The sequence below is a fragment of the Massilia pseudoviolaceinigra genome, from assembly GCF_030846505.1.
Lineage (GTDB): Bacteria > Pseudomonadota > Gammaproteobacteria > Burkholderiales > Burkholderiaceae_D > Telluria_A > Telluria_A violaceinigra.
The window spans coordinates 1-1250 of sequence record NZ_JAVCWL010000098.1; the positions used below are offsets into that span (position 1 = coordinate 1).

At 55.5% G+C, this 1250-nt stretch carries 1 protein-coding gene; it reads right to left on the minus strand.

Annotated features, from left to right (window positions below; translation table 11 throughout):
* Nucleotides 1-8: 8 nt before the first annotated feature.
* A protein-coding gene (locus RBA40_RS33195; protein WP_306653157.1) for an IS3 family transposase occupies nt 9-1186 on the minus strand; the annotation gives its coding sequence in 2 pieces (ribosomal slippage) (nt 9-919 and nt 919-1186; 1179 coding nt in all).
* Nucleotides 1187-1250: the final 64 nt, after the last annotated feature.

The window sequence follows — 1250 nt, forward strand, 5'->3', positions numbered from 1 at the left end:
TGTGGTGGTCAAGTAAATTCGGACACAACGATAGGTTTTTTTACTGCCATTTCCCGTTCGTAGACGGTGGGTGGCAGATTGCCCAGAACTGAGTGCAGGCGTTCGCTGTTGTAGAAGCCTACGATGTAGGCGGCGATGTCGTTTTTGGCCTCGGCGTGGTTGGCATATTCGCGCTGCCATACGCGTTCCATTTTAAGATTCAGGAAGAAGCGTTCGGCGACGGCGTTGTCCCAGCAATTCCCCTTGCGGCTCATGCTGCAAACGAAATCATGGCTAGCCAGTTTGGCCTGGTATTGAGCGCTCGCATATTGACTGCCGCGATCGGAATGAACAATCAAACCCGGAGCCGGTCGGCGCTGTTGAATGGCCATGTGCAAGGCGTCGCAGACTAACTTGGCTGGCATGCTCGGCGCCATGGCCCAGCCGACCACTTTGCGTGAGAACAGGTCGATTACCACTGCCAGGTACAGCCAGCCTGCGCCGGTCCTGACATAGGTGATGTCAGAGACGTAGGCCGTGTTGGGCATGGATGGATTGAACTGGCGGGCCAGCACGTTGGCGGCGATCGGCAGATCATGCTTGCTATCGGTCGTATGGACGAATTTGCGTCTCCAGACAGGTTTTAAGCCTGCCTGGCGCATTAATCGACGCACTTTGAATCGGCCGGCCACGACGCCTCGGTTTGCCAGCTCCGTCACCATACGGCGGCTACCATAGCTTTGATGGCTGGCTACGAAAGCAGCACGCACATGGACACTCGCTTGGCACACCGTAGGCGCGGTGGCGCGGCGTTTCGATTGATAAAAGCCAGATCGGCTAACGCCGAGCACGCGACAGCTTTGCGCAACAGGGACGGCCTTCATTTGCAGTTCGTCGATGAGTAGAAAACTCATTTCAGCTCGCGTGCAAAGAAGGCCGACGCCTTTTTTAATATTTCTACATCGCCACGTAATTGACGGTTTTCCTGCTCAAGCTGTCGAATGCGTTGCTGTTCTGGCGTCAGCGGTTTGCCAATGCCTGGCTGGCCAGACTGCTCGGCATCGTATTGCTCCAACCAACGGCGGACGGCGGTCGGTCCAATGCTCATGCTCTGGCAGACATGCTGAACACTGAGCCCCTGTTCTTTGATCATTTTTACGACCTCAAGCTTGAAGCTGGTGTCGAAACTGCGGCGCTGCTTTGTCATGCAAATCTCCTCGGATGGTGGATTGTCCACCTATCGAGGTGTCCGGGCAAATTAGACCACGACA